The sequence below is a fragment of the Terriglobus roseus DSM 18391 genome (assembly GCF_000265425.1).
In the GTDB taxonomy this organism is placed as follows: Bacteria; Acidobacteriota; Terriglobia; order Terriglobales; family Acidobacteriaceae; genus Terriglobus; species Terriglobus roseus.
In genome coordinates this window covers 4,169,129-4,195,428 of record NC_018014.1, presented here as the reverse complement: position 1 = coordinate 4,195,428, position 26,300 = coordinate 4,169,129, and the positions used below count along the sequence as shown (strand labels likewise).

The 26,300-nt window shown below is 60.8% G+C and carries 25 protein-coding genes; 9 read left to right on the top strand and 16 right to left on the bottom strand.

The window, feature by feature from the left end; all coding sequences use genetic code 11:
• Positions 1-78: 78 nt before the first annotated feature.
• From TERRO_RS17220 to TERRO_RS23440, 4 genes are read left to right on the top strand one after another with little or no spacing between them, the layout of a single operon-like run.
• Complete coding sequence (locus TERRO_RS17220) at positions 79-1,263, top strand: M24 family metallopeptidase (RefSeq protein WP_014786978.1); 1,185 nt, start codon at positions 79-81, stop codon at positions 1,261-1,263.
• 58 nt (positions 1,264-1,321) lie between these two features.
• Positions 1,322-1,576, top strand: coding sequence for a hypothetical protein (locus tag TERRO_RS17215; RefSeq protein WP_014786977.1), 255 nt, complete (start codon positions 1,322-1,324; stop codon positions 1,574-1,576).
• Between the two features lie 59 nt (positions 1,577-1,635).
• A complete protein-coding gene (locus TERRO_RS17210) occupies positions 1,636-2,049 on the top strand; it encodes a DUF6677 family protein (RefSeq protein ID WP_014786976.1) in 414 nt (137 codons plus the stop codon).
• A complete protein-coding gene (locus tag TERRO_RS23440) occupies positions 2,049-2,219 on the top strand; it encodes a hypothetical protein (protein ID WP_014786975.1) in 171 nt (56 codons plus the stop codon). The genes TERRO_RS17210 and TERRO_RS23440 overlap by 1 nt, the downstream gene beginning before the upstream one ends.
• Positions 2,220-2,293: 74 nt before the next feature.
• Here TERRO_RS23440 and TERRO_RS17205 read toward each other — a convergent pair whose 3' ends face one another.
• Genes TERRO_RS17205 through rbfA form a run of 4 tightly spaced genes read right to left on the bottom strand, consistent with a single transcriptional unit; the run spans position 2,294 to position 6,820 of the window.
• Positions 2,294-3,289, bottom strand: a complete 996-nt coding sequence (locus TERRO_RS17205; RefSeq protein ID WP_041592693.1) for a GNAT family N-acetyltransferase — start codon at positions 3,287-3,289, stop codon at positions 2,294-2,296.
• Between the two features lie 46 nt (positions 3,290-3,335).
• Positions 3,336-5,270, bottom strand: coding sequence for an ArnT family glycosyltransferase (locus TERRO_RS17200; RefSeq protein WP_014786973.1), 1,935 nt, complete (start codon positions 5,268-5,270; stop codon positions 3,336-3,338).
• A 24-nt stretch (positions 5,271-5,294) separates the two neighbouring features.
• On the bottom strand, positions 5,295-6,419 hold the full coding sequence (locus TERRO_RS17195) for a DHH family phosphoesterase (RefSeq protein ID WP_014786972.1): 1,125 nt from the start codon (positions 6,417-6,419) through the stop codon (positions 5,295-5,297).
• Complete coding sequence (gene rbfA, locus TERRO_RS17190) at positions 6,419-6,820, bottom strand: 30S ribosome-binding factor RbfA (RefSeq protein ID WP_014786971.1); 402 nt, start codon at positions 6,818-6,820, stop codon at positions 6,419-6,421. The genes TERRO_RS17195 and rbfA overlap by 1 nt, the downstream gene beginning before the upstream one ends.
• 165 nt (positions 6,821-6,985) lie before the next feature.
• On the opposite strand from rbfA, the gene TERRO_RS17185 reads away from it, so the two are divergent.
• From TERRO_RS17185 to TERRO_RS17175, 3 genes are read left to right on the top strand one after another with little or no spacing between them, the layout of a single operon-like run.
• Complete coding sequence (locus tag TERRO_RS17185; RefSeq protein WP_014786970.1) at positions 6,986-7,510, top strand: RNA polymerase sigma factor; 525 nt, start codon at positions 6,986-6,988, stop codon at positions 7,508-7,510.
• A complete protein-coding gene (locus TERRO_RS17180) occupies positions 7,503-7,934 on the top strand; it encodes a hypothetical protein (RefSeq protein WP_014786969.1) in 432 nt (143 codons plus the stop codon). Before TERRO_RS17185 ends, TERRO_RS17180 begins: the two co-directional genes overlap by 8 nt.
• Positions 7,935-7,954: 20 nt before the next feature.
• A complete protein-coding gene (locus tag TERRO_RS17175) occupies positions 7,955-8,707 on the top strand; it encodes a DUF4252 domain-containing protein (RefSeq protein WP_014786968.1) in 753 nt (250 codons plus the stop codon).
• A 49-nt stretch (positions 8,708-8,756) separates the two neighbouring features.
• On the opposite strand, the gene TERRO_RS17170 is transcribed toward TERRO_RS17175, so the two are convergent.
• The 3 genes from TERRO_RS17170 to TERRO_RS17160 all read right to left on the bottom strand — a co-directional run bounded on the left by TERRO_RS17170 (position 8,757) and on the right by TERRO_RS17160 (position 13,563).
• Positions 8,757-9,050, bottom strand: a complete 294-nt coding sequence (locus TERRO_RS17170; RefSeq protein WP_041593456.1) for a DUF503 domain-containing protein — start codon at positions 9,048-9,050, stop codon at positions 8,757-8,759.
• Between the two features lie 129 nt (positions 9,051-9,179).
• Entirely contained in the window at positions 9,180-12,404 is a 3,225-nt protein-coding gene (locus TERRO_RS17165) for an efflux RND transporter permease subunit (RefSeq protein WP_014786966.1), read from the bottom strand.
• Between the two features lie 118 nt (positions 12,405-12,522).
• Positions 12,523-13,563, bottom strand: coding sequence for an efflux RND transporter periplasmic adaptor subunit (locus tag TERRO_RS17160; RefSeq protein WP_014786965.1), 1,041 nt, complete (start codon positions 13,561-13,563; stop codon positions 12,523-12,525).
• A 294-nt stretch (positions 13,564-13,857) separates the two neighbouring features.
• On the opposite strand from TERRO_RS17160, the gene TERRO_RS17155 reads away from it, so the two are divergent.
• Positions 13,858-14,868: a c-type cytochrome gene (locus TERRO_RS17155; RefSeq protein WP_157178424.1), complete on the top strand. Its 1,011-nt coding sequence runs from the start codon at positions 13,858-13,860 to the stop codon at positions 14,866-14,868.
• A 15-nt stretch (positions 14,869-14,883) separates the two neighbouring features.
• Here TERRO_RS17155 and TERRO_RS17150 read toward each other — a convergent pair whose 3' ends face one another.
• The 6 genes from TERRO_RS17150 to ilvN all read right to left on the bottom strand — a co-directional run bounded on the left by TERRO_RS17150 (position 14,884) and on the right by ilvN (position 21,704).
• Positions 14,884-16,392, bottom strand: a complete 1,509-nt coding sequence (locus tag TERRO_RS17150) for an ATP-binding protein (protein ID WP_014786963.1) — start codon at positions 16,390-16,392, stop codon at positions 14,884-14,886.
• Positions 16,393-16,507: 115 nt separating this feature from the next.
• A complete protein-coding gene (locus TERRO_RS22325) occupies positions 16,508-16,972 on the bottom strand; it encodes a DUF4174 domain-containing protein (protein WP_014786962.1) in 465 nt (154 codons plus the stop codon).
• Between the two features lie 19 nt (positions 16,973-16,991).
• Complete coding sequence (locus TERRO_RS17140; RefSeq protein ID WP_014786961.1) at positions 16,992-18,011, bottom strand: zinc-dependent alcohol dehydrogenase family protein; 1,020 nt, start codon at positions 18,009-18,011, stop codon at positions 16,992-16,994.
• Positions 18,012-18,152: 141 nt separating this feature from the next.
• Complete coding sequence (locus TERRO_RS17135; RefSeq protein WP_014786960.1) at positions 18,153-19,856, bottom strand: hypothetical protein; 1,704 nt, start codon at positions 19,854-19,856, stop codon at positions 18,153-18,155.
• 96 nt (positions 19,857-19,952) lie between these two features.
• Positions 19,953-20,993 carry a ketol-acid reductoisomerase gene (ilvC, locus tag TERRO_RS17130; protein ID WP_014786959.1) on the bottom strand — a complete coding sequence of 347 codons (1,041 nt, stop codon included), beginning with the start codon at positions 20,991-20,993 and terminating at the stop codon, positions 19,953-19,955.
• Positions 20,994-21,077: 84 nt separating this feature from the next.
• The gene (gene ilvN / locus TERRO_RS17125; protein ID WP_014786958.1) at positions 21,078-21,704 is read right to left on the bottom strand and encodes an acetolactate synthase small subunit; all 627 of its coding nucleotides are present in this window, start codon (positions 21,702-21,704) and stop codon (positions 21,078-21,080) included.
• Between the two features lie 59 nt (positions 21,705-21,763).
• Here ilvN and TERRO_RS17120 point away from each other — a divergent pair, with 59 nt between their 5' ends.
• Positions 21,764-22,213, top strand: coding sequence for a transposase (locus TERRO_RS17120; protein WP_157178423.1), 450 nt, complete (start codon positions 21,764-21,766; stop codon positions 22,211-22,213).
• 10 nt (positions 22,214-22,223) lie between these two features.
• On the opposite strand, the gene ilvB is transcribed toward TERRO_RS17120, so the two are convergent.
• From ilvB to ilvD, 3 genes are read right to left on the bottom strand one after another with little or no spacing between them, the layout of a single operon-like run.
• Entirely contained in the window at positions 22,224-23,996 is a 1,773-nt protein-coding gene (ilvB, locus tag TERRO_RS17115; RefSeq protein ID WP_014786956.1) for a biosynthetic-type acetolactate synthase large subunit, read from the bottom strand.
• On the bottom strand, positions 23,993-24,568 hold the full coding sequence (locus tag TERRO_RS17110) for a hypothetical protein (RefSeq protein ID WP_014786955.1): 576 nt from the start codon (positions 24,566-24,568) through the stop codon (positions 23,993-23,995). The genes ilvB and TERRO_RS17110 overlap by 4 nt, the downstream gene beginning before the upstream one ends.
• Positions 24,565-26,292: a dihydroxy-acid dehydratase gene (gene ilvD / locus TERRO_RS17105; protein WP_014786954.1), complete on the bottom strand. Its 1,728-nt coding sequence runs from the start codon at positions 26,290-26,292 to the stop codon at positions 24,565-24,567. The genes TERRO_RS17110 and ilvD overlap by 4 nt, the downstream gene beginning before the upstream one ends.
• Positions 26,293-26,300 lie beyond the last annotated feature (8 nt).

Sequence of the window (26,300 nt, the reverse complement as noted above, 5' to 3'; positions counted from 1 at the left end):
CATGCTTCGCTCAGGATGACGTAGCGCGTCACCAAATGAGGATCGTGGAAAGTTGTAGCCTTGATGCAGAGGTGCTTCATGGATCTGGCAAGGGTGCAGCAGGCGTTACGGGATGCGAAGTTGGATGGCTGGTTGTTCTATGACCATCATGTCCGCGACCCGCTGGCCTACCGCATCCTCGGCCTGGATCCCGGTATGCACGTTACGCGCCGGTGGTTCTACTTCATCCCTGCAACGGGAGAGCCGCGCAAGCTGAACCACCGCATCGAATCCGGCAAGCTGGATAAGCTGCCTGGCGAGCGCACGCTCTACAGCACCTGGCAGGAGATGGAGCAGTCGCTCGAGAAGCTGCTGCAGGGCGCGACGACGATTGCCATGCAGTACTCGCCACGCAACGCCGTGATGTATGTGGCGATGGTGGATGCGGGCACCATTGAGGTGCTTCAGGGCATGGGCAAGACGATCGTGTCGTCCGCCAACCTGGTCAGCCAGTTTGAAGCGGTGCTCACCGACCGGCAGATTGAGACGCACTACGTCGCGCAGAAGAAGATCGACCGCATTCTGGAAGATGCATGGCGCGAGATTGGCGCACGTGCGCGCGGCGACCACGGCGTGACCGAGTTCGACATGGTCGAGTGGCTGCAGGCGGAGATTGCAAAGGAAGGTCTCATCACCGAGCACGGGCCCAATGTCAGCGTCGGCGCCAACGCTGCAGATTCGCACTATGAGCCGTTGGCAGGGAAGTCGTCGCGCATCGAGCGAGGATCATTCCTGCTGATCGACATCTGGGGCAAGCTGAAGGACGATCCCGAGGCTGTCTGGTACGACATCACGTGGACCGGCGTTATCGACCGCGATGCGACGGAGCTTGAGGGCCGCGTCTTCAAGGCGGTCACCGACGCGCGCGATGCGGCCATTCGCCTGGTGCAGGACCGCTTTGCAGCGAACCAGGCCGTCGCAGGATGGGAGCCCGACGCGGCAGCGCGCGAGGTGATCATGCGCAATGGCTTCGGCGAGTGGTTCACGCATCGGACCGGCCACAACATTGGCACGGAGCTGCACGGCGCCGGTGCGCATCTGGACAACTTTGAAACGCACGACGAGCGGCTGATCCTGCCCAACACCTGCTTCTCGGTTGAGCCGGGCATCTACCTGCCGCCCGGGCCTGAGTGCTTCGGCGTTCGCAGCGAGATCGATATGATCACGAGGCCGGGGAGCGCCGTGGTGACTGGGAAGATACAGCGGGAGCTGGTGCGTCTATGAATTCACACTTTCCCATCCCGGCCCTCTTCTACGAACGGAAAGTTATGGGTACCGACCGATGAGCAGAGCCTGGGGAGTTGTAAAGTTCCTGCTCGGAGCGTTTCTTGCTCTGCTTGTGCTCACGACCGCCGTCACCGATTTTCGCCAGATCGACGCGGTGCAACATTGGACTACTTCGCGCAGTGGATATATCGTTGGCACGGTCGTTGGGCTGGCGATCATGTTCAGCTTCGCCTACTCGCTGATAAAGAGTGGGTTGAACACGATCAGCCGTGCGAATGTGCGGCGTGACGAGCCCGATCAGCAACGATAGACTCAGCAATCTGCAAAGCTGACCGATCATTCGGTGTGGCTGGTATCATCGGTAACGGAATGGCAGCGACACACTCAACAGCAATCCCGGTGCGGCAGAGCACGCTTTCTCCAACGGTGGTGCTTCTCGCCGGATGGCTCGTTCCCGGTCTCGGCCACCTGCTGCTGAAGAAGCCGATTCGCGCGGCGTTGCTGTTCGTCTCAGTCCTGGTGATGTTCTGCCTCGGCCTGGCGATGCACGGCAAGACCTACACGCCCACGACGGGCGATCCGCTGGATGTGCTCGGCTTTGTGGGGCAAGCTGGCGCCATCGGCCTGTATGCCATTGCGAAGATTGCAGGCATTGGTGCGACGCAGTTGAGCGATACGCTGAGCGACTACGGTACGAAGTTTGTCGTGGTGGCCGGTCTGCTGAACGTGATGGCCGCTGTTGACGCACAGTCGCTGGCGAACGGACGAAAGGCGGGCCTGTAATGTCACAGTTCTCCGCGCTCGCTGTCTACGCACTCTTCGCTTCCGTGGTCTTCGGAATCACCCAGCGGTCAGAGCCGAAGATGATGATCCGCTTCGGCGCCTACTGCTTTGGTCTGTTCCTGCTGGCAGCGATCGCTGTGAGCTGGGGCATGTACTTCCTCAAGCACTAACGGCTCAAACATCAATAATGGGTGCCCCATTCCTGCGATGCGAGGGTGGGCTGTTCGCACGTTCGTGGCGGCTGCTAGCTTCTGGTGCGGGTCCACACGTTGGCGCAGAAGGTCATGCGCGTCCGGAATCCAAGGCTTTCGTAGAGCTTCAATGCAGGATGGTTTGCTTCTGTCACGGTCAGCGTGATCGCCTGCATGCCTTTGGCAGCCAGGGACGTAGCAACGTGCCGCAGCAACATCTGACCCAGGCCGTAGCCGCGTCGGCGCGGTGAGACGCAGAGTTGGGTCACGTGCGCCACATCCGGTTCCACGCGCGAGACGAGTGCCAGCGCCTCCAGTTGGCCGCTGCGGTCGTCGCGGACGACGAACGAGTTCTCTGCGTCGAAGACACCGCAGCCGGGAAAGCGCACGATGTTGTGCAGGAAGCGCAGGGAGCCCTGCACGCTGCGGTACTGGTCGTTGATGTACGAGTCGCCGTGGCCTTCGTAGCAGCGGTGGATGAGGTCGCCCGCGGGCTGGTAGTGGGGCGGAATCCATCGGGTCAGTTTCAGGTACTGCGGCAGTTGCGGCGCGGGCTCGTCGGGGCGGCGGACCAGGCTGTTCTCTGCGATCAGCTCGCGCTGGTGGGGAAGGTCGGCCTCCATAAAGAGCCGCGTGTAGGACCGGAAGTCGCACTCCTGGAAGGGGCCCTGCAGGCCGTCACTCTCCAGCAGCAACTGTGACTCGACACGGTCGACGCCGGGCGTGTGCTGCAGCATGGGCAGCAGATGATGCAGGAGTGTCACTTCAAGATCGCGAGCGAATTCGCCAATGGCGAAGACATCGCCCACCACCGCCTTCTGCGTCTCGTAGACGGAGAAGCAATAGCCGTGGACCTCAGCCGTTGCGCGATCGACCGCGACGAAGCCTGGCAGGATGCGGGAATCCAGGTAGGAGATCAGAAGCTCGATGGACTGTGTGTAGTCCCAGCGCAAACGCTCCCGCCACTGACGAGCCTCCTCCGCCAGCAGCGGACGAAGGTCGCGGCCCGTGAAGAGCCGAAGGTCGCGTATGTCATAACGGTCGAGCACGAAGGGTCCGTAGGGGAGCGCACACCCAAAGAGAAGGGTAGCGGCTTTACCGCCGTAGAGCGCGGCGTTTCGCTGCGGGGGAACCTTTATGGTTCTCAACGTGTACTGCCGGTGCCGCGACCACGGCAGCGGCGACACGGTAAACCGCCAGCTCCTGCCATCCATTCACGAACATTTGCTTGTAAGTGCGACGCGGCAGCAGCCGCGTCAGCGCGCCTTCATCCTGCGTGCGGATGACGAGGATGTGCTCCTCGTTCGGGATGCCGGTGATCACGGATTGCTTCTCTGTCGCGGACTCTTCCTGCAGGTAGTGGCGCAGCGGCTGGTTGCGGTAGAAGCACAGGCCGTAGTCGGTGTCGCGGCGGATATGGTACGTCTCCAGCAACTTCACTTCGGGCGCCGCAGCGGCAATCTGCCGTGCCATGGGCCGGGCCGAGTAGTTCTGATCGAGCAGCCAGCCGTTCTGGTGCATCAGGAAGAACAGCAGGATGAAGATGGGCGCAAGCGTCAGTGGACGAATCCACTTCAGACCCAGCCGCTGCGTCAGCAGAACAATGCCCGCGCCGCAGGCGGTAGCGATGGCAAAGGCTGAGAAGAGCGTCCCGGGCGGCGGCACGATCTGCTGGTAGACCATGTACTGCGGGCACAGCAGCAGCACGAAGGTAAGGATGCCGCAGGTCGCACCGTGGGCAATCAGCAGCCACTTGGGCAGGCCATTGCGGCGGATGCGTGCAAGATAGTCGCCCGTAAGGATGGTGATGGGCGGGATGGCAGGCAGGATGTAGCCCGGCAGCTTCGACCCGGAGAACGAAAAGAAGATGACCGGGAAGATCGCCCAGAGCACCAGGAACTCCGGGAAGGCGTCACCGGCGCGCGAGTGCCCAAGGTAGCGTGCGGGCTTGTGGCGGACACGCCACTCCGCGCGTGCGATGTCGATCGAGTCCCACAGTGCGCGCAGCGCCAGCACCGTCCACGGCATCAGCGCCAGCAGAAGCACGATCAGGTAGTAGAAGGGCGTCTGGTGGTGCTGGTAGCGGTCCGTGGCGAAGCGCTGCAGGTTCTGCTCAAAGAGGAAGAACTTGTAGAACGTCGGATTGCGAAGCTGCACCGCGATGAACCACGGCAGCGAGATCAGCAGAAAGAGCGCGATGCCCGGCAGCCAGATCATCCGGCGCAGCACCTGCCACTCACGTCGCAGACCAACAAATAGAACGATGATGCTCAGCGAAAGGAAGATGGCGACCGGGCCCTTCGCCAGCGTCGCGATACCGCCGAAGAAGTAGAGATCGAAGAGCCAGAACTTCTTGCCGGTTTCATACCAGGCGTACCAGCCCAGCATACCGATGCAGAAGGGGGCGGCGAGCTGCATGTCGGTCGACGCACCGCGCGCGAAGGCGATGATGGCGACGGAAGAGGCGGTGATCAGCGCTGCGTCCAGATGGCCGCCGGGGCGGAAGCGGCGCATGTGCAGGAAGATCAGGAAGACAAGCGCGAAGGCACCGGTTGCAGAGGAGAGGCGTGCCGTCCAGTCGCTCTTGCCGAACTCCTTGTAGAAGCTCATGGTGCGCCAGTAGTAGAGCGCCGGCTTCTCCAGCCACGGGTGCCCATAGAGGATCGGCGTGATCATGCCTGCCTCCGCGCACTTCATGGACGCCTTCAGGTCGGCCACGCGCAGGGAGTGCGGAATGACGCGAGCATGCAGCGTGTGGCAGATTTCAGAGTGCTCTTCCAGCATCTCGGAGGCGATCTGCGCGTAGCGGGGCTCATCCGCGCCCACCAGGCCAATCTTAGGAGCTGAGATCGTGGCATGTCCGATGCGAAGCGGGACCAGGCCGTAGAAGAGCAGCAACGCCGCCGTGACGCACAGCACGATGAGTTCGCGCGCGCTGCAGGCGGCCTCTGAGGCCAGCCATTGGCGCCAGCGAGGCTCCGGTGCTGCGCTTTCGGGCGCGGTCGGTTCGGGCTGTAGGTAGCTGCTCACCTTAGCTGGTCGAACCTGAGGCTATCAGAGTGCGGCGGATGGCACAGCTACCGAATGTTGACCCGAAGCGCGTGCGATGCGGGTGACTTCAGCGCCTAGTTCACGCAGGATGTGAGCGACTGCGTCATCGAAGGGGCCCTGCAGCGTGCATCCCGCTGCATTGCGATGGCCGCCGCCACCACAGTTGGCCGCAACCAGCGACACATCGACGCTGGACTTGGAACGAAGCGAGGTACGGAACAGGCTCTTATCCGAGCTGGTCCGTGGCAATTCGCGCAGGAAAGCTGCAGCCTCCACGCCAGCGATGGAGATCAGGTAGTTCACCGTTCCCTCAGAGTCCTCGTCCGTAGCGTTCAACTTCTCCAGGTCATCCTGCGTGATCCACGTCCACGCGATGGGGCCGCGAATGCTGACTCGCGAGAGTGCAAGGCCCAACAGGTGGATCCGCGCGGCCGGCACAGAGTACAGCACATCGCGGGCCACGCTGTCGGCTTTCGCGCCCAGGTCAATCAGCGCGTGAGCCAGGGTAAAGGTGTCGGCGGAGGTACCGGGATAGGTGAAGGAGCCAGTGTCCGTCATGACCGCGGTGTACAGACAGGTTGCAATTGCCGGGGTAACGGTGGCGCCCAGGGCGATTGCGATCTCAAAGACCATGGCGGCGACCGCCGCGGCGGACGGATCGATCCAGTTCAGCGAACCGAAGGCGGCTCCCGTCAGGTGATGGTCGATATTGAGGAGGTTCGCCATACCGTCGAGGCCGCGGATGCCTGTGCGGGCGGTTCCGTCGCACTCCAGAACAATCGCGACGTCGTACTTCGACTGATCGATATCAAGTGTCTGACGGACGCGCTGCACACCGGGCAGGGTGCGATAGACGACCGGCACCGGGTCGGCCAGGACCATGTCGACCTGTTTGCCCAGCGCGTGCAGGACGCTGCCCATGGCCAGCGTCGATCCGATGGCGTCGCCGTCGGGCCGTGAGTGGGAGGTCACCAGGAAGCGTGTGTGCTGCTGAATCGTCGCAACGATACGCGGCAACTGCAGTGCGCCGTCGCGAATCTCCGCGGACGGTCCCGCCGAACCCTCTGTCAGGCTAGCCGCGACGGCAAACTCTCCCGAAATCGACCGCGATACCAAAGACGAGGACATTAGGTCCGTGCAGCCCCCGATTGGGAATTGGCACGGCGGGCGGAGCGCTTCTTCATACGAGTCAACAGGGTGTCCATACGCGCATTGATCTTTTCCGAGCTGTCGATGTGGAACGAAATCTCCGGCAGGTGCCGGACGCCCAGGCGCATCAGCAGCTGCGAACGGATGTAGCCGCGTGCAGCCACCAGGCCTTCCAGCGTGCTCTGTTCCTCGGCTTCATCACCGACCACCTGGATGTAGGCATGGCCGCTCTTGCCACCGGGTTCCAGCGTAACTTCGGTGCAGGTCGCCGATCCGATGCGGGGATCCGAGAGCTCGCCGTCGATGATGACGCTGATCTCTTCGCGCAGGGTGTCCTGTACGCGATTGCGGTGATGTTCTCTGGCGCGGTGTTCTGGCATGGCGGGCTCCTGCTATAGACACTTCAGAATAACAAAAGGGACCCGGTTCATCCCAAACCCGGCTGCAGGTGCAATTTAGCAAAGATTCTGCGTTCTGCACTAGGGAAAAGGGCGTATAGGCAAGTGAGCAAGCTTGTATGGCCCGAAAGGGAACAGGACGAAGGTTTGACAGCGACAGACGACGAGTTCCGCGCGATCGTAGACGGACACAGTTCTATGGTGTTCTCGGTAGCGCTGCGTCTGCTCGGCGATCGCGGATTGGCGGAAGAAGTCGCACAGGACGTCTTCCTGGAACTGCACAGCTGGCTGCCGCGGCTGGAAAGCACCGACCACGTGCGGCACTGGCTGCGCCGGGTCGCGACGCACCGGGCTACGGACGCAATACGGCGTCGCAGGGTTCGGCCGGAGGGCGCGTCGGAAGAGTGGGATGAGCAGTATGAGCGCTCAGCGACTGGCGCAGGCAAGGATGGCGCACGTGCGATGAACGTCGCCATGGAGCGCATGCTGCTCTCGCTGCCAGAGTCGCAGAGGACGGTGCTGGTGCTGCGCTACGGCGAAGACCTGTCGCCCGATGAGATTGCACAGACCACCGGCGAGCCGGTGGCAACTGTGAAGAGTCACCTGCAGCGAGGATTGCAACTGCTGCGCCGCAAGGGATCTGTGGTTTTGAAGGAGTATGTCCGTGGATGAAGGTTCAGTAAGGACAGGACAAGACGATCTGGATGAGAGCGTTGTCGAAAGCGAACTGCGGCAGGCGCTGAAGCATGTGCCTGCGCCGGACGGATTCACCGATCGCGTCATGGGTCGTGTCAATCAGCGGGAGGCGGGACGCGGCTCCCGGCCGGCTCCGGCAAAGTCCTTCAGTGCTGGCTTTGGTGGTATGCATCGGAATGCCGGCTGGTGGCCGGCCATCGCTGCCATGCTGCTACTTGCGATGGGCGGCGACATCGCCTATCTGCGGCACCAGCGGACCGAACGGGAAGCGGCCAACGTACAGCAGCAGATGGATCTGGCCATGCAGTTGACCAGCCATGCTCTGGACGAGGTGAACGTGAGTCTGGAACGCAGTCACGCCGGACGCTACACGCAGATGGTTTATGAGTTCGGGAAATAGGGAAAGCGAAGGTGGGCAGGATGAATACAGCAATCAGTAACAGGATGGTCCTGGCGGCATCGCTTGCGCTCTGCTTCACTGCGGTTGGTGCGAACGCGCAGCAGATCATGTTGATTGGGTCCGGCGCAGCGGGCTACCGCTATGAAGTCGCCGCGAACGGATCGATGACCTCCGCCGTGGACGACGACGTGCAGGCAAAGGACGAACTGATGGACGGCCTTGACAAGCTTGGCGCCAATGCCAAGGAGCGGAACGAGGTCAACCTGGACAAGAACATGATGGCGCTGGCCGGGGGCCGCAAGGGCGGTCGCTACGCCGGCCTGTCGGACAAGATGGACTTCATCGTCGTGCGCAACTACGAGTACGCCAGCAAAGGCATGTACTCCAAGGCTGATCTCGATACGCTGCGTCGCAGGCTCGATAGCAATGGATGGTCGCACCTGGTGCGCAATGAAAGCGAAGGCGAATCCAACGAGATCGTCGTCCGTACGGACGGCGACGGCCTGATCCATGACATGGTCATCCTCAACGTTGAGCCGAAAGAGGTGAACATCGTTCACCTGCGCGGACACTTCAAGATGGAAGACGTGAACGGCGCTATGGGTTCCATGATGGGTATGAGCGGATCGATCAACGGCATGGCGAACGGTCTCTCCCACTCGGCTTCGCACTCCGGCTCACGCTCGTATTCGTCGAACTCGTCTTCTACTTCGCCAAACAGCCCTCCGGCGTCTCCCGCACCGCCCGAGCCGCCATCGCCTCCGCGGCGTTAACAGGAGCTTGAGATTCGGACCGGGGCTCATCGCCCGGTCCTTTTTTTTGTTAGTCGATGATCTCGATCTGCGCGTCGAGGATGCTCGCACCCAGACCCACGGCTAGCCGGTTCACCGCGTCCTCCACCTCGTGTAACTGCCCATCGAGGTAGTCGCGTGAACTGTGGATCGCAGCAATGCCGAGCGTCGCGCGATTCCACAGCGCAACATCATCCAGCTCCGCGACGGAGATGTTGAAGCCCTGCCGCAGCTTGTCCTTCAACGAACGCACGACCTGGCGGCGATCCTTCAATGACTGCGCATGTTCGATGGCGAGTTCGATGGTCAGCGTGGCGATAGGCATGTGCATCAGTCTGCGGCGTGCGATGGGTGCAACGCAAGAATTCTCGCTTCGCACTCGATGACCTGGTCTCGACCAGAACAACAAGGGCAGCGCCGAAGCGCTGCCCTCTTGTTGCCGTCGCACGAAGCATTACGCCTCGTGCGGTGGCGGTAGCAGGTGATCCGGCGCCATGTGCGGCGGTGGCGTCACGTTGTTGTCCTTCTTGTTGAACCGGGCGAGCAGCGTCTGCAGCAGCACGTACAGCACCGGGATGAAGAACAGGTTGAGGATCGTGGACAGCACCATGCCGCCCACGATGGCCGTGCCGACCGAGTGACGTCCTAGCGAGCCTGCACCCGTTGCGAAGTAGAGCGGCAACACGCCCAGGATGAAGGCGACGCTGGTCATCAGGATCGGCCGCAGACGAAGCTCTGCAGCCTCGATCGCGGAGTCGATGATGCTCTTGCCCTTGTGCCGGATCTCTTCTGCGAACTCCACGATCAGGATCGAGTTCTTCGCGGAAAGTCCAATCAGCATGACGAGACCGATCTGCACATACACGTCATCCACCAGGCCACGCGCAGCGACCAGTGCCAGTGCTCCCAGCACGGCCATTGGCACTGCGAGCAGGATGATGAAGGGCAGCGCGAAGCTCTCATACTGTGCCGACAGTGTGAGATACACCACCAGCAAACCAAGCGCGAAGATGATGAGAGACTTGCCGCCTGCCTCGACTTCTTCCAGGGCAAGACCGCTCCATTGGAAGGTCATGCCCTGCAGCTTGTGTTTGTTGAAGGCACGCTCCATCGCGGCAAGTCCCTGGCCTGACGAAAGCCCGGCGGCCTGCGAGCCATCGATTTCTGCCGAACGGAAGATGTTGTAGTGGCTCACCACCTGCGGTCCGCTCGTCTCCACGATGCGCACCAGGTTATCCAGCGGCACCATGTTGCCCGTATCGGCGCGCACATAGAACTGGCGCAGGTCCTGCGTGTTGCGGCGGAACTGCTGATCCGCCTGGATGTACACGCGGTACGAGCGGTTGTTGAAGTTGAAGTCGTTCACATAGCTCGAACCCATGTAGGTGTTCAGAGAGGACGTGATCTGCGACATCGGCACACCGATCGCCTTGGCCTTCTCACGATCGATCGTGACAAAGACCTGGGGATCGTTTGCGGTGAAGGTGGTGTTCAGCGCAGTCAGACCAGACTGCGGGTTGTAGCCCTCAGCTGCCAGTGCGTGAGCAACCTTATCGATATCGCCGAAGCTATTACGGCCGCTGTCCTGCAGCATGAACTGAAAGCCGCCGACGGTACCGATGCCGGCAACGGCTGGTGGTTCTGCCATAAAGAGGATGCCACCCGGAACACCGAAGAGCTTGGGGCCAACCGTGGTCACGAAGGTATGCGCATCATGACCGGGGCCCAACTTGGTGCGCTCATCCACGGGCTTCAACGGCACGAAGATGATGCCGGAATTGGGGGACGATCCACCCGAGAGCGAGAAGCCCATGACGGAGAAGGTCGCCGCCACGTCTTCACTTTGGCGGATCAGCGCCGTGCCGCGTGCAGCAAACTCCTGCGTGTAGGCAAGCGATGCGCCGGGAGGCGTCTGCACGATGACCAGCGCGTAGCCCTGGTCTTCCTGCGGCAGGAAGGCAGTCGGTACCGCGGTGTACGTGTACGCCGTTGCGCCGAGAGCCACAACGAAGAGCACGAGCATCGCATAGCGCCAACGAACCACAGCGGTGACGGCCGTCGCGTACGCAGAGATCAGCTTCTTCAAGCCATACTCAAACCAACCCACAGGCTTCTCAAAGAAGCGTCCGACCGGGCCGAAGAACTTCGGCAGCAACTGCTTGTCGCGGTGCAGAAGGATAGCTGCCAGTGCGGGCGAAAGTGTCAGCGCGTTGAAGGCGGAGATGGCGATCGAGAACGCAATCGTCAGCGAGAACTGCTTGTACAGGATGCCCGTTGTGCCGGGGAAGAAGCTGACCGGAACGAACACGCTGATGAGCACGAGCGATGTCGCGATGACGGCAGACGTAACTTCTGCCATGGCGACGCTCGTCGCCTCCATCGAACTCTCGATACCCTCTTCCAAATGTCGCTGCACGTTCTCGATGACGACGATGGCGTCATCCACCACAAGGCCGGTGGCCAGCGTGATGCCGAACAATGTAAGCGAGTTGATCGAGAAGCCGAAGACCTTGATGAACGCAAAGGTTCCGATCAGCGATACGGGAATCGTCACCGCAGGAATAATTGTCGAGCGCCAGTCTTGCAGGAAGAGGAAGATGACGGCGATAACGATCACGATCGCTTCGAAGATCGTCGTCTCAACTTCCTTGATACTGTCGCCGATGACCGTCGTGGTATCAACGGCGATGATGCCCGTCATGCCCGGCGGGAAGCTCTTTTGCAGTTCCGCAAGTACTGCGCGGCACTTCTTGTCCACGTCCAGCGCGTTCGCGTTCGAGAGCTGCTGGACACCCACACCGACGGCTGCGCCGCCAATGTTCCCGTAGTTGAACTGTAGATCGGTGTTGTAATTTTCGGCGCCCAGTTCGGCATGGCCCACGTCCTTCAACATCACCAGCCCGTTCAACCCGGTGCCGTTCTTCAGGATGATGTTGTTGAACTCTGCCGGCTCTGAAAGTCGGCCAACGACGCGAACAGCCATGGAGTACTGCTGCTTCGGATCATTCGGCGGCTGGCCAAGCTGACCCGCGGCCACTTCGACGTTCTGTTCCGCCAACGCACTCGTGACATCCAAAGCAGTCAACTGGCGCGCCGCAAGGCGGGCCGGATCAAGCCAGATGCGCATGGCGTACTTGCGCTCGCCGAAGATGACCACGTCGCCCACGCCGGGAACACGCTTCAGCGCGTCCTTCACGTAGACATCGATGTAGTTCGAGATGAAGCCCTGCGAAAGGCTCTTGTCGGGCGAGAGGAAGCCGGCAGCAAAGACGAAGTTGCTGTTCGCCTTCGTGATGCTGATACCCGTTGCATTGACGACAGCGGGCAGACGGCCCGAAGCAGTGGCAACACGGTTCTGCACGTCGACCGCAGCGATGGCAAGATCATAGCCCGTCTGGAAGGTGACGGTGATCGACGACGTACCGTCGTTCGAGCTCGTCGAACTCATGTACCGCATGCCTTCGACGCCGTTGATCGCTGTCTCCAGCGGGAAGGTCACGGCCGACTCCACCGTCTGCGAGTTTGCGCCGACATAGTTGCAGGCAACGATCACCTGCGGCGGTGCTAACTGCGGATACAACGAAATAGGGATCGTCGGGATGGACACGGCGCCCGCCAGCACGATCAGCAGGGCGCACACGGTCGCAAAGATGGGCCGGCGGATGAAAAACTCAACCATGGTTTCTTTCCTGTGGAGCTTGCGCCGCGCACCACCAGGGCACGCGGCGATTCAAGAGCAAAGGCGCGCCATGCCCAAAGCAACACAGCGCCCTTGAATCTATGAAAGTTACAGGGCCTTACAACGGCCGAACAGGTGCGCCCTCCTGCAACATCTGCAGGCCGGATACGATAACGCGATCACCCGGCTTAAGGCCGGTGACAACGGGATAGCTGTTGCCGATGGGATCGCCAAGGGTGACCGGTGTAAGGTGCGCGGCAAAACCCGCACCGCGTGCCGTCGCAAGGTAGACGAATGCCGCGCCGCCGATGCGGGTCACCGCAAGGATCGGCACCGTCGCGCCGGGCTTCGTATCCCACGTAATACGCGCACTCACGATCTGCTGGTTGCGCAGATTGCCCGATGCCGATACTGGAGCCTTCGCCAGAATGCTTTGGGTGCCGTTGTCGACCTGCGGCGAAACGAAGTTCAACGCGGTCTTCGTCAGCGTCTTGCCGGCGGTGTCCAGCAGTTCGACCGGCAAGCCGCTGTGCACGATGGACGAGCGCTCCGTGGGAACGTAAATGTACGCCTCCAGATCGCGGTCCTCATCGACGGTGGTCAGCACCGTGGTCGGCGAGACGTAATCGCCCTGGTGTACCGGCACATCGCCGACGATACCTGCGAACGGCGCACGGATCTGGTAGTACGCCAAAACCTCACGCTGCGTGGAAGTGGACGCGACGGCTGCGTTGTACGCGCCCGTAGATGTTCCAAAGCCCTGCGTGGACTGGTCGTATGCCTGCTTCGAGATGACGCCTGCCTCGAACAGCGCCTTCTGGCGCTGCAGATCGGCCTGGTTGTACTGGAGCTGCGCCTTCTGCTGGAACTCGGTCGCGAGTCCCTGCTGCACGGCGGCCTGCTGCTTCAGAGGATCGATCTGCATCAGCAGGTCGCCTGCCTTCACCATCTGGCCGCTATGAACCAGGATGCGCGTGATGCGGCCATCCACCTGCGGCTGCAGCGTCGTGGTGCGGCGGCTCTTGATGGTGGCAACGTAGCTGTCACGCTGCGGCACATCCCCCAGGGCCACCGGCTGTGTGGCCACCGGCATCGCCTGTGGTGCTGCGGGTGCGGCGGGCGCGGGTTTGCTGCACCCGGCCACCAGAAGAACCAGCAAGGCTCCTGCTGCGACGCTCAGTGCACGATTGACACATGAATGTTCTGCGCGCGCGTCTGCGGCAAGACGAGGAAACTGATTCGGTCGAAACACTTGCAACTCCTGTTCAGTGCTGAGGGGAATGGGCGCACTGGCGTGGCGCCCGGTTCGAATGATTCCTGTTTTCAGCTGCACATGCAAGATGTGCGCGAGTCGCTCAAGGATGCGACAAAATACGTATCGGTCGAGAGGAAGGTCTCGCCAGAAACCCGATACGGCGGCGGCTTAGACGACACCTGTGGAAGAATTCTCCCTGTGAAACGCACCCTCGCCTCTGCCGTTCTACTCCTCGCAACGACGGTGCCTCCGCCGTCCCTCGGACAGCGTGCCCTCGCGCAAACGGCGACCGCGCCTGTCGATCCGCTGCCGGTCTGGGCCTATCCGGTGCTGCCACCGGTCCCACGGAACGCGGCAGCACCTGCCTCCCAACCTGCAGAGGCCAGGGAAAGGCACGTCCCCGGCAGCAGCGCGATGTACACGAGCCGGCAGATTCCCGACCTGTTCACCGTGCCCGACTGGTTCCCGCAAGAGCACGGCCCCATGCCGGCCTCGGTGGCCGACGGCCGCAGACCGGACGTGCCTTCCTGCGGTCACTGCCACCTTCCCAACGGCCTCGGCAGGCCAGAGAACGCAAGTGTCGCCGGGTTGAGCGAGAGCTACATCCTGCAACAGATGGAGGACTTCAAGACCGGCGCACGCAAAAGCTCTGAGCCGCGGCTTGCCTCCGTCACGTGGATGATCCGTCTCAGCAAGAGCATCACGCCGGAAGAAGCAAAGTCCGCCGCTGCGTACTTTGCGGGGCTCAAGCTGACGAAGTGGATTCGCGTCATCGAGACGGACCGGGTGCCGCTGACGAAGGTCGAAAACCTGATGATGGTCGTGACCGACGCAAAGACCACCGAGCCCATCGGCAACCGTGTCATCGAGATCTCAGAGGATTTCGAGCAGACCGAACTGCGCAACCCGCATTCCGGCTTTATCGCTTACGTCCCAAAGGGCAGCCTCGCACGCGGCAGGCAGCTCGTCACCAAGGCTCCCGGCGCAGGACCAGCCTGTACCCAGTGCCATGGGACCAACCTGAAGGGAACAGCGATCGCCCCACCCATCGCCGGCCGGTCGCCGAGTCAGATGACCCGGCAGCTCATCGACTTTCAGCGAGGCAACAGGAACGGCGCCGGCGCGGCGCAGATGAAGGCCCCGGTCGAAAAACTGACCACGGTAGACATCGTCGCAATCACCGGCTATCTCGCGTCGCTGGAGCCGTGACGGCCCGTCCAGGCGCTAGTAGGCGCCGGTCTGCTCGATCGGCAGGCGCACCTGGATGCAGGTCTCGCCAGGCTTGCTCAGGACGCTGAGTTGACCCTTGTGCTTCGTCACCAGCCGGTTCGCCGTGTCCAGGCCCAGTCCAAGCGCCTGCCCTACCGCCTTGGTCGTGAAGAACGGCTCGAAGATCCGCGAACGGATCTCCTCCGGGATGCCCGGGCCGTTATCACAAACCTCGACCAGCACGGTGGAACCAGAGAGGCATGTGCGCAGCGTCAGCACCGCCTTCTGCTTATCCGCGCACAGCGCCATGGCGTCGAGCGCGTTCTCCAGCAGGGCAGTCCAGACCTGGTTTAACTCGCCACCATAGGCTGAGATCTGTGGGACATCCACGGCGTACTCCCGCCGCACTTCCACAGACGCCAGGCGAGAGTTCAGCATCGTCATCGTGTTGTCCAGCGCCTGTCCCAGGTCCACTTCTTGGATCGGACCCTGATCCATGTACGAGTAGTCCTTGATGGCGCTGATCAGTTCAAAGATGCGGCGCGTGCTGTCGATGACCGCGTCGGTCATACGCTCCGCCTGCAGTGCACTGGCAAACGCTCCAAGAGAGACAGTAAGTGCCTCGCCGGACATAATGCCTGCCAGCCGCTCCAACTGCGGCACATCGATCCGCGTCTCCGCCAGCACAGGCGCAATGCGCCAGCCCTCTTCGATGCCCTTGCTCTTCAGCCAGTCCATCAGCATATCTTCGCGCGACGAGACCTCAAAGGCGTCCGCACGATGGGGACGGCCGTCGGGCGTCAGCAGATCGCGAACTGACTGAATCCATTGGCCATAAGCCTGCTTTGTCTCGGTTGTGAAGCAGAGCGAACCCAGCTTGAACTTCTGGTCGCCGTAGTGACGCAGTTCCGTCCACAGATTATTCGCGGCGCTGCGTGCGGCGCTGGCGGGATTGTTCAGTTCGTGCGAAAGATTCGCGGCCAGCTTGCCCAGCGCGTTCAGCTTCTCAGCCTGCTGTTCCATGCGCGTCACTTCGCGTGTACGGTCCAGCAGCGTTGAGACAACGATCTGCGTCAGCGACGGAACAGCCGCCAGAACCTCAGGAAAAGTGCTCTCGTCAAAGTCCAGCGTCCACACGTCGCCTACGGCATAGCCGTCGCCGCCGTAGTTCTTCATGCGGCTGAAGGGCAGTTTGCCCGTCACCAGGCCGCTGCGGCCAATGAAGAATGAGAGCGGTCCCGCATTCCGCCGAACATGAATCTCTCCGCGCAGGAGGATCGTCATGTGATGGACGGGAGTGCCGCCATGGAAGATCAGCGTGCCGTCGTGCGCCTTGCGCTCCGTGCCGTGCTCGGCCAGCCAGACGACCTCGTCCTGGCTCAACGGATCAAGCGTTTTGATGCGGCGAAGCGCCGCTACAATCTCGCACGTGTCGGTCGGCTGTTCCGGGGCAAGTTGCGCAAATAGATAGTCATCGCCCTCGTGGGCAGTGTCGGCCGGGTTGGTGATCAGTGCTGATCCCATGGTCCACTCCTAGCGCAATGGTATTCGATGCTCTCGTCACAACATGCAACGAGTGAGCGATTGGAAAGAATTGCGGGTTGGACGGTGATACGCATGTGTTGGGCAGCAAGTTCCCTCATTGGGGTTTGCTGCGCATCTCCTGTTGTCGCATCGGCATGGCATCAATGGTGGACTGCAGCCGCTCCCATGTCACGGGACGGTCCGACCGAAGCTTTTCGCCGCCGTCCTTACCCACCAGGATCACAGCAAAGGCTTCGGGTGCCACGTGGAAGCGCTTCCGCAACGCCTGCTGTTCGGCCAGAGTTGCAACCGACATCTCCGGTTTTGCACCACCGTCCTGAAACTGCGGCAGCGGTGTATCGCACAGCAGAATGACGTGCATCTGCCGGTCGTTGCTCTCGGCCGCGTGGTCTTTCAGTGCGCTGTACTGCTCATTCACGCGTGCGTCGCCGGCGCTCCCAAAAATCAGCACGGGCCGCGCAAGATGGTGCAGGTCGGCCAGCAAATCCTGTGGCGCCTGCTGCGCACCGGTCGCAACAGCAGACGCCGTAACCAGCAGGGCAGTTGCAGATGTCTTCATGCCCACTAGGATGCCAGCTTTACGGCAACGTGATAACAATCTTGCCAAAGTGGTCTGCCGCCTTCAGCGCCCGGAATGCGTCGACCGCGTGATCGAAGTGAAAGGTCTGGTCGATCACGGCGTGCTGGCCCGCGCCTGCCAGTGCTTCCGCGACCTCCTGCAGCATCTTCACCGAGCCAACGTAGATGCCTTGCACACGCACGCTCCGGCCCAGAATCTGCCTTAGATCGATCGTCGCTTCCACACCGCTGATCAGGCCGATGATGCTCACCTGCGCATGCATCGCGCACGAACTCAGGGACAGGGGCAGCGTCGCGCTTCCACCCGTCTCCACCACATGCGTCACACCGCGCTTGTCCGTCAGTTCGCGGACACGCTTGTCCCAGTCCGGCGTCGTCTTGTAATTGATGGTTTCGTCCGCGCCCATCGCCTTAGCGCGTGCCAGCTTCTCGTCAGAACTGCTGGTGATGATGGTCTTGGCGCCGCGCATCTTTGCAATCTGCAGCGCCACCACACTCACGCCACCGGTGCCCAGCAGCAGGACCGTATCGTCCGGCCCCACATTGCCGGTCGTCACCAGTGCATGCCACGCTGTAACCGCCGCGCAGGGCAGGGTAGCCGCATCTTCATAGGTGAGCGCATCCGGGATGCGCACCAGCGAGTGGGCTGGCATCAACAGATGCGTCGTCAAGGTGCCGTCCACACCACCACCCAGCGCCGTCCCGGCAGCTTCAAACGTCAGGTCACCATCCACCCAGTCACGAAAGAACCCCGCCACCACCCGGTCGCCGATCTTGAACGCTGTAACCTCGCTGCCCACAGCAACCACATCGCCCGCGCCATCGGAACCCAGAACCCGGGGCTTTGGCTGATTGGGGTCATAGCGACCCTCCGCTAGCATCAGGTCGCGCTGGTTGAGAGAAACGGCGCGCACCCGCACAAGCACTTCCTGCGGCCCAGGCGCAGCCAGGTCATACGCGTCGAAGGTAAGTGCATCAATGCTGAAGTCGCCGGAGAGTCGGAGTGCTTTGGTTTGCATGTCCGATTGGATGCAGCGGACGGTTCTTCGGCACCTGAACGAAAGCCCCGGGTAGTGACGACCGATCGTGTTCAAGGTCACAGATGAAGACAAACGGAATGCCAGTAGAGAGTCTTAGAGCCTTTCTTGATCACTCGAATTTTAGGGTTCGACTGGTTCCCATACCCGCATCCCGTCAATCACCTGATCGCCTGGTCGGTGCGAATCCTCGATGCTGTCAAGAATAGGCTGTGGGCTAAGGTAGGGACGCTTGACTCTCGGCACATAAAAGGACAGCTCAAAAGCTTTTAGCGTAAGCATATGCTGATCGAAGTAAGGCTCCTGCGGCAACTCTGCGGATGCTACCGGGAGCAGGAACGGAATGTGTCGCATCGCCTTAATTTCCTCGATCTTGCGAGTCATCGAAGCCAAGTCTGTGATGCCCTGCGTGCCCGCATAAAATCCCGAATCCAGTGCCTCTTCCGGGATCTTAAGGCGTTTAGCGATTGGTAGTTCAAACGGCAGGTAATACGTTCTATTCATGTCGATCGGATGGTCGCGGCTCACCGCCCCATCGGAGACGACCACCTTCATCTGTTTGTGCAGATGCGCTTGCGTAAAGCCGAGGAGCATTGGAACCCCGATCGGTCCGTACACCGTGAGTAAGGCGAGCGGGACCCACAGCACAGCCAACTGTCTTTGTGAGGAAATCAGGAAGAGGCCGGCAATCCATAAGGGCGCATCACCAGCGAGATGGCCGATGTCGCATCGTCCGAACGCAGACGCGAGAAGCGGGATTCCACATAACGCTAGCGGAACGGTTGCGTTGTCCAGATTGCGCCGGAGAAGGTTCGCGCAAAGACTAAAGATTGCGCACACATAAACCGAAAGCACAACCAGCACGGCGGGTGAGAGAAGGAGAGGGAAGTTATAGCCGCCGGTACTGAACGCCTTGATTCCATCGAAGAGATGAAAGTGACCCGCGACCGCTGCCACGATCGCGAAGATGAGTAGCTGTGAGACCAGGAATGACGCGGGCCATGCGCGACGCTGCAGGGCGAAAAGAAGACAGGAATATGCGGATAAGCCGATGAGCACAGCGAGCCCATGCTCAGGGGATATCGCCATGCAACCCAGTAGCGAAGCTGTCATGGCAGCAAGCAGTGTGGTTGGCCGCACGCGCTCGCGTCGTAGGTCGTAAACCCACACCGCACAAAAGGCACTGCACCAAAGTCGAAGAGGCGTGTATTGCATCCCTTCGTCTCGTATCGACAAGAACGATACCAAAACCACGAGCAAGTAAATCGCAATCCGGAAGCGTGTTGGTACGTCGATACGTCGAACGACATATCCGATCATTGCGGTTCCGCAACACCAGCACAGCACCCAGTACAAAAAATAAGCACCACCGGACGACAGGTGAAAGACCGTATGGAAGAAATGCCCTGGATAGATAAGGGCTGGTCCGTAAAAGTATTGAAAGTCCGTGTAGAGACGTCTACCCCGATCCAGCTGTAACTGACGTTCCAGGCAATAAGCGACTTCCGCACCGATTGGGCGTGTATGTTGCCATACGGCGGTGAGTCCGGTGTAAAGCACCGTGAACGTCACCGGCAGCCAGCGCGAGAGAGGTTTGTCAGCGACCGATTCGCGGGGAAACTTCCTCGCAAACACAAATGCCAACGCAAAGGTGCTACAGACAAATCCCAGCAACGCGACGCGGTTATTAAAACCCGCAGTATAAGAAAGTGAAACGGAGGGACCCGGTGGGAATGCAAAGGGTAAGAAGAATGTTGCTACAAGAAGAGTCAGTGCTCCCAACGCTGCAATAAGCTTGCCCTGCCATCTACTTTGTGCCTGCTGCATCCGACGAATGATAGCAGAGCGAATTGGCTGCTTAACCCGCAAGACAAAGGGCGCGCACCTGTTAAGCAGGTTGCGCGCCCTTTATCTTGGTTGAAGTTATGCCTTTACGACGTTGCCGTTCTCCACTTTCACCGGATCAAGGAAAGGCATTGCCGCACGAAGTTCTGCGCCAACCTTCTCGATGGGGTGCTCGCGGTCCTGCTCGCGGAACTTCGTGAATTCCTTGCGGCCGCTGTTCTGGTCTTCGATGAAGCGCTTCGCGAAGCTGCCGTCCTGAATGTCCTTCAGCAGGCCCTTCATGGCATCCTTCACCGCAGGCGTCACAATGCGCGGGCCGGCAACGTAGTCGCCCCATTCGGCCGTGTCGCTGATGGAGTGACGCATGTACTCCAGGCCGCCACGGTACATCAGGTCGACAATCAGCTTCAGCTCGTGCAGCACTTCAAAGTACGCCAGCTCTGGCTGATAGCCAGCCTCGGTCAGCACTTCAAAGCCAGCCTTGACGAGTGCAGCGGTGCCGCCGCAAAGAACAGCCTGCTCACCGAACAGATCTGTCTCGGTCTCTTCCGTGAAGGTCGTCTGCAGTACGCCGGCGCGGGTGCAGCCGATGCCCTTGGCGTAGCTCAGCGCGTTGGCCAGAGCGTTGCCGGTCGCGTCCTGCTCCACGGCAACCAGGCCGGGAACACCACCACCCTCGGTGAATACTTCGCGAACGCGGTGACCCGGCGACTTGGGCGCAACCAGCGAGACGTCGACGTCAGCAGGCGGCGTGATCGTACGGAAGCGGATGTTGAATCCGTGCGCGAACATCAGGGTCTTGCCAGAGCCATCAGCCGATTTCAGGCTCAGGCCCGGCTCGATCTCCTTATAGACAGCAGCGGCGGTCTGATCGGGAACCAGCACCATGATGGTGTCTGCCCACTGTGCTGCATCGGCAACTGAGAGAACTTCCAGTCCGGCAGCCTGCGCCTTCGCAGCGCCCTTCGAGCCTGCGCGTAGACCCACCTTTACCTCAACGCCCGAATCCTTCAGGTTCAACGCATGCGCATGGCCCTGCGAGCCGTAGCCGATGATGGCGACCTTCTTCGCCTGGATGAGGGAAAGGTCTGCGTCCTGATCGTGATAAGTCTTTGCCATTGGTCTGTGTTCTTTCCTTTGTATGGTTATCTCTAAAAGTCTATGCCTTCATGCCTTTGCAATACAGCAGGCAGTGGCGAATCGCTAAGCGTCATGCTCCGCAAACGTGTTCGGCAGCGCATCCATAGGATCCAGTGCATCGGGATCGCTGCTGTCATCGAAGACAGTCTGGTGCGCCTTGCTACCCAGCGCCTTCATCACCTTGCCGCTGTGGGCACCGCGTCGCATGGCCATGCGACCGGTGCGGCTGACTTCCAGAATCTCGTACGCGCTCTCACGCAGTACCTGGATCAGACCCTCGATCTTGGAAGCGGAGCCGGTCATCTCAAGCATCACCGAGTCCGGAGCCAGATCGACCACCCGCGCGCGAAAGACCTGTGCCAGCTCGAAGATCTGCGAGCGCGATTGCAGGCCATGCGGCACGCTGGGACCCGCTGCCACCTTGATCAGGCAGAGCTCGCGCACCACGGCCTCGCTGCGGCCGACCTCGTCGACCTCGCGCATGATCTCCAGCTTGAAGAGCGAGGCGCGCACGCGGAAGGCAGCGGTCTCCGGTGCATCACAGACAATCGTCATCCGCGAACACTCTTCGCGCTCCGTCTCACCGACCGTCAGCGAGACGATGTTGATGTTCAGTCGCCGAAACAACGACGCTACGCGCGTCAGCACGCCGGGCCGGTTGTCAACAAGTGCAATAAACGTGTGAAGCATACTTAGGCAGCCTTTCGCCGTGTGGGATTGCATTGGGCGGGCGCTATACTCGCCGGACCATGCAAGTGATGGACCATGTGGTGCTGCACGTGATCTTCAGCACAAAAAATCAGCGGCCAACGCTGACGGACAACATCCGCGCCGAAGCCCATGCGCGCATGGTCGAAGACATCGGCCAGTCGGAGAACATCCTGCTCGCCATCGGCGGCACCGCCGACCACGTGCACATCGCCGCCTACCTCTCGCGCAAGATGACTGTCGCCAAACTCGTCGACCGCCTGAAGACTGCGGCCACGCGCTGGATCATTCGCCAGGGAACCGAATACGAAAGTTTCCGCTGGCAAAAGGGCTTTAGTGTCTTCTCCGTGAGCCCCGCGGACCGCTCCGCCCTGATGCAATACATCCACACGCAGGACACCCTTCACCGCACCCGCACCTTCCAGCAGGAGATGCGAGCCATGTACGCCAAGTACGACGCCGGCTTCGATGAACGGTTCGTGTGGAAGTAGCTGCAACCGACTACTCCTCGCTCGTTTCGATCAACGGATTCGGACGGCGCACCATCTCGTGCAGAGCAGAGCCCGGCGCAATCATTGGATAGACACCATCTTCCTTCTCAACGGCAAAGTTGATCAGGAATGCCGACGCCCCATTGCGAGCCTTCTTCACAGCCGGCAGCACATCGCCGCGCGTCGCAACGTGCGCACCGGGAATGCCATGCGCATCCGCCAGCTTTACGAAGTCCGGCGACAGAATCGGCGAGCACGAGTAGTTCTTGTCATAGAACGCCTCCTGCCACTGACGAACCATGCCCAGGAAGCCGTTGTTGATGACGGCGATGTTGATGTGCAGGCCCTCCTGTTGAATGGTCGACAGTTCCGACGCAGTCATCTGGAAGCCGCCATCTCCCACGACCACCCACACATCCTTCTCCGGGCAGGCCATCTTTGCGCCAATCGCCGCAGGCAGTGCGAAACCCATCGTGCCCAGTCCACCGCTCGTGATCAGCGTGCGCGTGTTCTCGTGCTTGAAGTACTGCGCCTCCCACATCTGGTGCTGGCCCACGTCGCTCGCAATGATCGTGTCCGACAACCGGCCCGCGGCCTTCGCCTCCTGCCAGATGTCGTTGATGACATGCGCGGCATACAGGTGCCCATTGTCTGGCAGATTGATGATGTCGCGCACACTGGCATCACCCTTCATCGCGCGAATCTCATCACGCCACGGAGCAGTCAACGTACGGTCCAGCGATGCGACCTCCGTCGACGATTCGATCTTCGTCAACACCTGCTTCAGATCGCCAATCAGCGCAACATCCACCTTCACGTTCTTGTTGATCTCGCTGGGATCGATCTCGATGTGGATCTTCTTCGCATTCGGCGCATAGTGAGCCAGGTTGCCAGTCACGCGATCATCGAAGCGCATGCCGAAGGCAAGGATCAAGTCAGCATTTTGAATCGCATGGTTCACCCACGACTCGCCATGCATGCCCATCATGCCCAGTGCCAGCGGATGCGAAGCAGGGAAGGACCCAAGCCCCAGCAACGTCGTCGCGACAGGAATGCCATGCCGCTCCGCAAAGCGCAAAACCTCCTGCTCCGCCTCGGAGTGGATGATGCCGTGGCCCGCAAAGATGATCGGCTTGCGCGACTGCTGAATCAGCTCCAGCGCATTCTTCATATCGCCCGCATGCGTATTCAGCATCGGGTGCGGACGATACTCACGCGGCTTCGACATCGCGAAGTCAAAGATGCAACTTGCCTGCTGCGCATCCTTCGTAATATCCACCAGTACAGGACCAGGCCGGCCGCTGCGCGCAATCTGGAAAGCCTCACGCACAGTGGTCGCGATGTCCTCCGCCTTCGTCACCACGAAGTTGTGCTTTGTGATCGGCAGCGTAATCCCGGTGATATCCACTTCCTGAAACGCATCGGTACCCAGCACCTTGCTCGCAACCTGGCCCGTAATCGCAACCATCGGGATGCTGTCCAGCATCGCCGTCGCAAGACCTGTAACCAGATTCGTCGCACCAGGCCCGCTCGTCGCCATACATACGCCCACCTTGCCACTGGCACGCGCATAGCCGTCGGCCATGTGTGAAGCGCCCTGCTCATGCCGCGTCAGAACATGGTGAACATTCGGGAACTTGCGCAGTGCGTCATAGATCGGAAGGATCGCGCCACCGGGATAGCCGAAGACAGTCGTAACGCCTTCGCCTTCCAGTGTGGCCCAGAGAATCTCTGCGCCAGTCAAGATTGGTGCTCCCTGCGTATTCTGTGTCGTATCACTCATGCTGCGGGCTCCTGCAGATTCTTACTCACTTCGTTGTGGTGCTTCAGGCATTCCAGATGTTGCGCGCACTCATCGGTTGCAGTCGTAATGGCCAGATCGGTGTAAAGATCGCAGGCCTCAACCCAAGCTGAGTGCGCCTGGCGCTCACCATTCAGTGCAGCGACGCGCAACGCATTTGCCAGGTCCAGCGGTGTCGCTTCTTCGCTCATCACCAGCGACCGATACAGCCGGATCGCCTCTTCAATGTGCGCTCCTGCAACCGCGTATTCCTTCAACTCGCTGCGAACATCCGCAGCATGCCGCAAGGCATACGCCAGTTCCCGCGTCGTGTTGCTGTTCGCACGCAGCAGCGTAATCGCCTCCGCGTAGAAGATCGCCGCACCAATCCGGTCGCCGCGATCCCGCCGCATCTGCGCCGAAGCCATCAGCTCCTCGGCACGCGCCGTGATCTCGTCCGCCTTCGCAGCCAGCGCAGCCTGTTCCAGCGCAAGCCGGTCCGCCTCTGCTTCGAGGTCCTCCGGCGAGCGGCCATGCGTCGCCTGCTTCAGGATCGATTTGAGCGCTTCGATCAAGAGGTCACGGCTCCCAGGCTGGCACTGCTTACGGTGTTGGCATACTTCGCAAAAACGCCACGCTTATACCGCGGTTCCGGAGCCTTGAAGTTCTTCTTGCGGGCTTCCAGTTCCGCATCGCTGATCTCAACACGCAGCTCACGATTCTTGATGTCAAAGGTGATGCTGTCGCCCTCGTGCACGAACGCGATAGGACCACCATCCAGTGCCTCCGGAGCAACGTGGCCCGCCATCAAACCGCGTGTCGCACCGCTGAACCGTCCATCCGTCAACAGCGCTACCGTCTCGCTCAACTCCGGAATGCCCTTGATCGCTGCCGTCACAGCCAGCATCTCGCGCATACCCGGTCCGCCCTTCGGGCCCTCATAACGAATCACGCAAACATCGTTCGGCTTGATGTCGCCACGGTTTACCGCAGCAAAGCAAAGATCTTCTGAATCGAACACACGCGCAGGGCCGGTGTGCAGAACGCGCTCGTGTCCGGCCACCTTCACCACGCAACCCTCAGGCGCAAGATTGCCCTTCAGGATCACAAGACCACCCGTGGGCTTCAGCGGTGCAGACCACGGCAGGATCACATCCTGGCCCGGCGTCTCTGCCGCGGACTTCGCCTCTTCACGAATACTCTTGCCCGTCACTGTCGGCGTGTTGCCGTTCAGCAGGCCCTTCTCTACCAGGCGCGCTGCCAGCACACGCGATCCACCCGCATCCTGGTAATCACGCGCAACGCGCTTGCCACCGGGCTGCAGATCGCAAATGAACGGCGTCTTCTCGCTGATGGTGTCGAAGTCATCCATCGTCAGAGGTACCTGCAACTCATGCGCAATCGCAATCAGGTGCAGTACGGCATTGGTGCTGCCGCCACTCGCGCAGACGGCGGCGATAGCATCATCGATCGCCTCACGCGTCATGATCTGCGACGGCTTGATGTTGTTGCGAACCAGCTCCATCACCAGCTTGCCCGCCTCGCGGCTTGCTGCGTGCTTGTCCTGGCTCATCGCGGGAACACCCGTGATCTGGATGGGGCTGATGCCCAGGAACTCACCGGCCATCGCCATGGTGTTCGCCGTGAACTGACCACCGCACGCACCCGGTCCCGGGCATGCCGTGCCTTCGGCCTCTTCCAGCTGCGCATCATTGATCTTGCCCGCAGCATGCGCGCCAATGGCCTCAAACACCTGCTGAATCGTGATGTCGATCGTCTTGTTGCTGCCGGGCTCCGGCGTCTTGCCGTCCGCACCCACGTGCATGTGGCCCGGCGCAATCGAACCGCCGTACAGCATCATGCCCGGGATATCGAGACGCGCCAGTGCCATCACCGCACCCGGCATGTTCTTGTCGCAGCCCGCAATGCACACCAGGCCATCAAAGCTGTTGCCACGCGCCACCAGTTCAATAGAGTCGGCAATCACTTCGCGCGAAATAAGCGAAGCCTTCATGCCCTCGGTGCCCATCGTGATGCCATCGGAGATGGTAACAGTGTTGAACTCCATAGGAGTACCGCCCGCTGCGCGAATGCCTTCCTTCACAGCCTCGGCCACATCACGCAGGTGATAGTTACAGGGCCCAATCTCGGTCCACGTATTTGCAATGCCGATGATCGGCTTGTGCAGATCTTCCTTCGTGAATCCAACGCCACGCAGCATGGCGCGAGCAGCCGCGCGGGAAGGACCTTCGGTAAGAACTGCGGACTGACGCTTGCCTGGGAGTAATTCGTTGCTCACTTGATCTC

Coding starts and splice junctions, on each gene's coding strand:
- ilvC (WP_014786959.1), bottom strand. CDS start 20,993: ATGGCAAAGACTTATCACGATCAGGACGCAGACCTTTCCCTCATCCAG.
- rbfA (WP_014786971.1), bottom strand. CDS start 6,820: ATGCCAGAACACCGCGCCAGAGAACATCACCGCAATCGCGTACAGGAC.
- TERRO_RS17135 (WP_014786960.1), bottom strand. CDS start 19,856: ATGCAGCAGGCACAAAGTAGATGGCAGGGCAAGCTTATTGCAGCGTTG.
- TERRO_RS17140 (WP_014786961.1), bottom strand. CDS start 18,011: ATGCAAACCAAAGCACTCCGACTCTCCGGCGACTTCAGCATTGATGCA.
- TERRO_RS17220 (WP_014786978.1), top strand. CDS start 79: ATGGATCTGGCAAGGGTGCAGCAGGCGTTACGGGATGCGAAGTTGGAT.
- TERRO_RS17170 (WP_041593456.1), bottom strand. CDS start 9,050: ATGCCTATCGCCACGCTGACCATCGAACTCGCCATCGAACATGCGCAG.
- TERRO_RS17120 (WP_157178423.1), top strand. CDS start 21,764: ATGCAAGTGATGGACCATGTGGTGCTGCACGTGATCTTCAGCACAAAA.
- TERRO_RS17165 (WP_014786966.1), bottom strand. CDS start 12,404: ATGGTTGAGTTTTTCATCCGCCGGCCCATCTTTGCGACCGTGTGCGCC.
- ilvB (WP_014786956.1), bottom strand. CDS start 23,996: ATGAGTGATACGACACAGAATACGCAGGGAGCACCAATCTTGACTGGC.
- TERRO_RS17210 (WP_014786976.1), top strand. CDS start 1,636: ATGGCAGCGACACACTCAACAGCAATCCCGGTGCGGCAGAGCACGCTT.
- TERRO_RS22325 (WP_014786962.1), bottom strand. CDS start 16,972: ATGAAGACATCTGCAACTGCCCTGCTGGTTACGGCGTCTGCTGTTGCG.
- TERRO_RS17215 (WP_014786977.1), top strand. CDS start 1,322: ATGAGCAGAGCCTGGGGAGTTGTAAAGTTCCTGCTCGGAGCGTTTCTT.
- TERRO_RS17175 (WP_014786968.1), top strand. CDS start 7,955: ATGAATACAGCAATCAGTAACAGGATGGTCCTGGCGGCATCGCTTGCG.
- TERRO_RS17150 (WP_014786963.1), bottom strand. CDS start 16,392: ATGGGATCAGCACTGATCACCAACCCGGCCGACACTGCCCACGAGGGC.
- ilvN (WP_014786958.1), bottom strand. CDS start 21,704: ATGCTTCACACGTTTATTGCACTTGTTGACAACCGGCCCGGCGTGCTG.
- TERRO_RS23440 (WP_014786975.1), top strand. CDS start 2,049: ATGTCACAGTTCTCCGCGCTCGCTGTCTACGCACTCTTCGCTTCCGTG.
- TERRO_RS17195 (WP_014786972.1), bottom strand. CDS start 6,419: ATGTCCTCGTCTTTGGTATCGCGGTCGATTTCGGGAGAGTTTGCCGTC.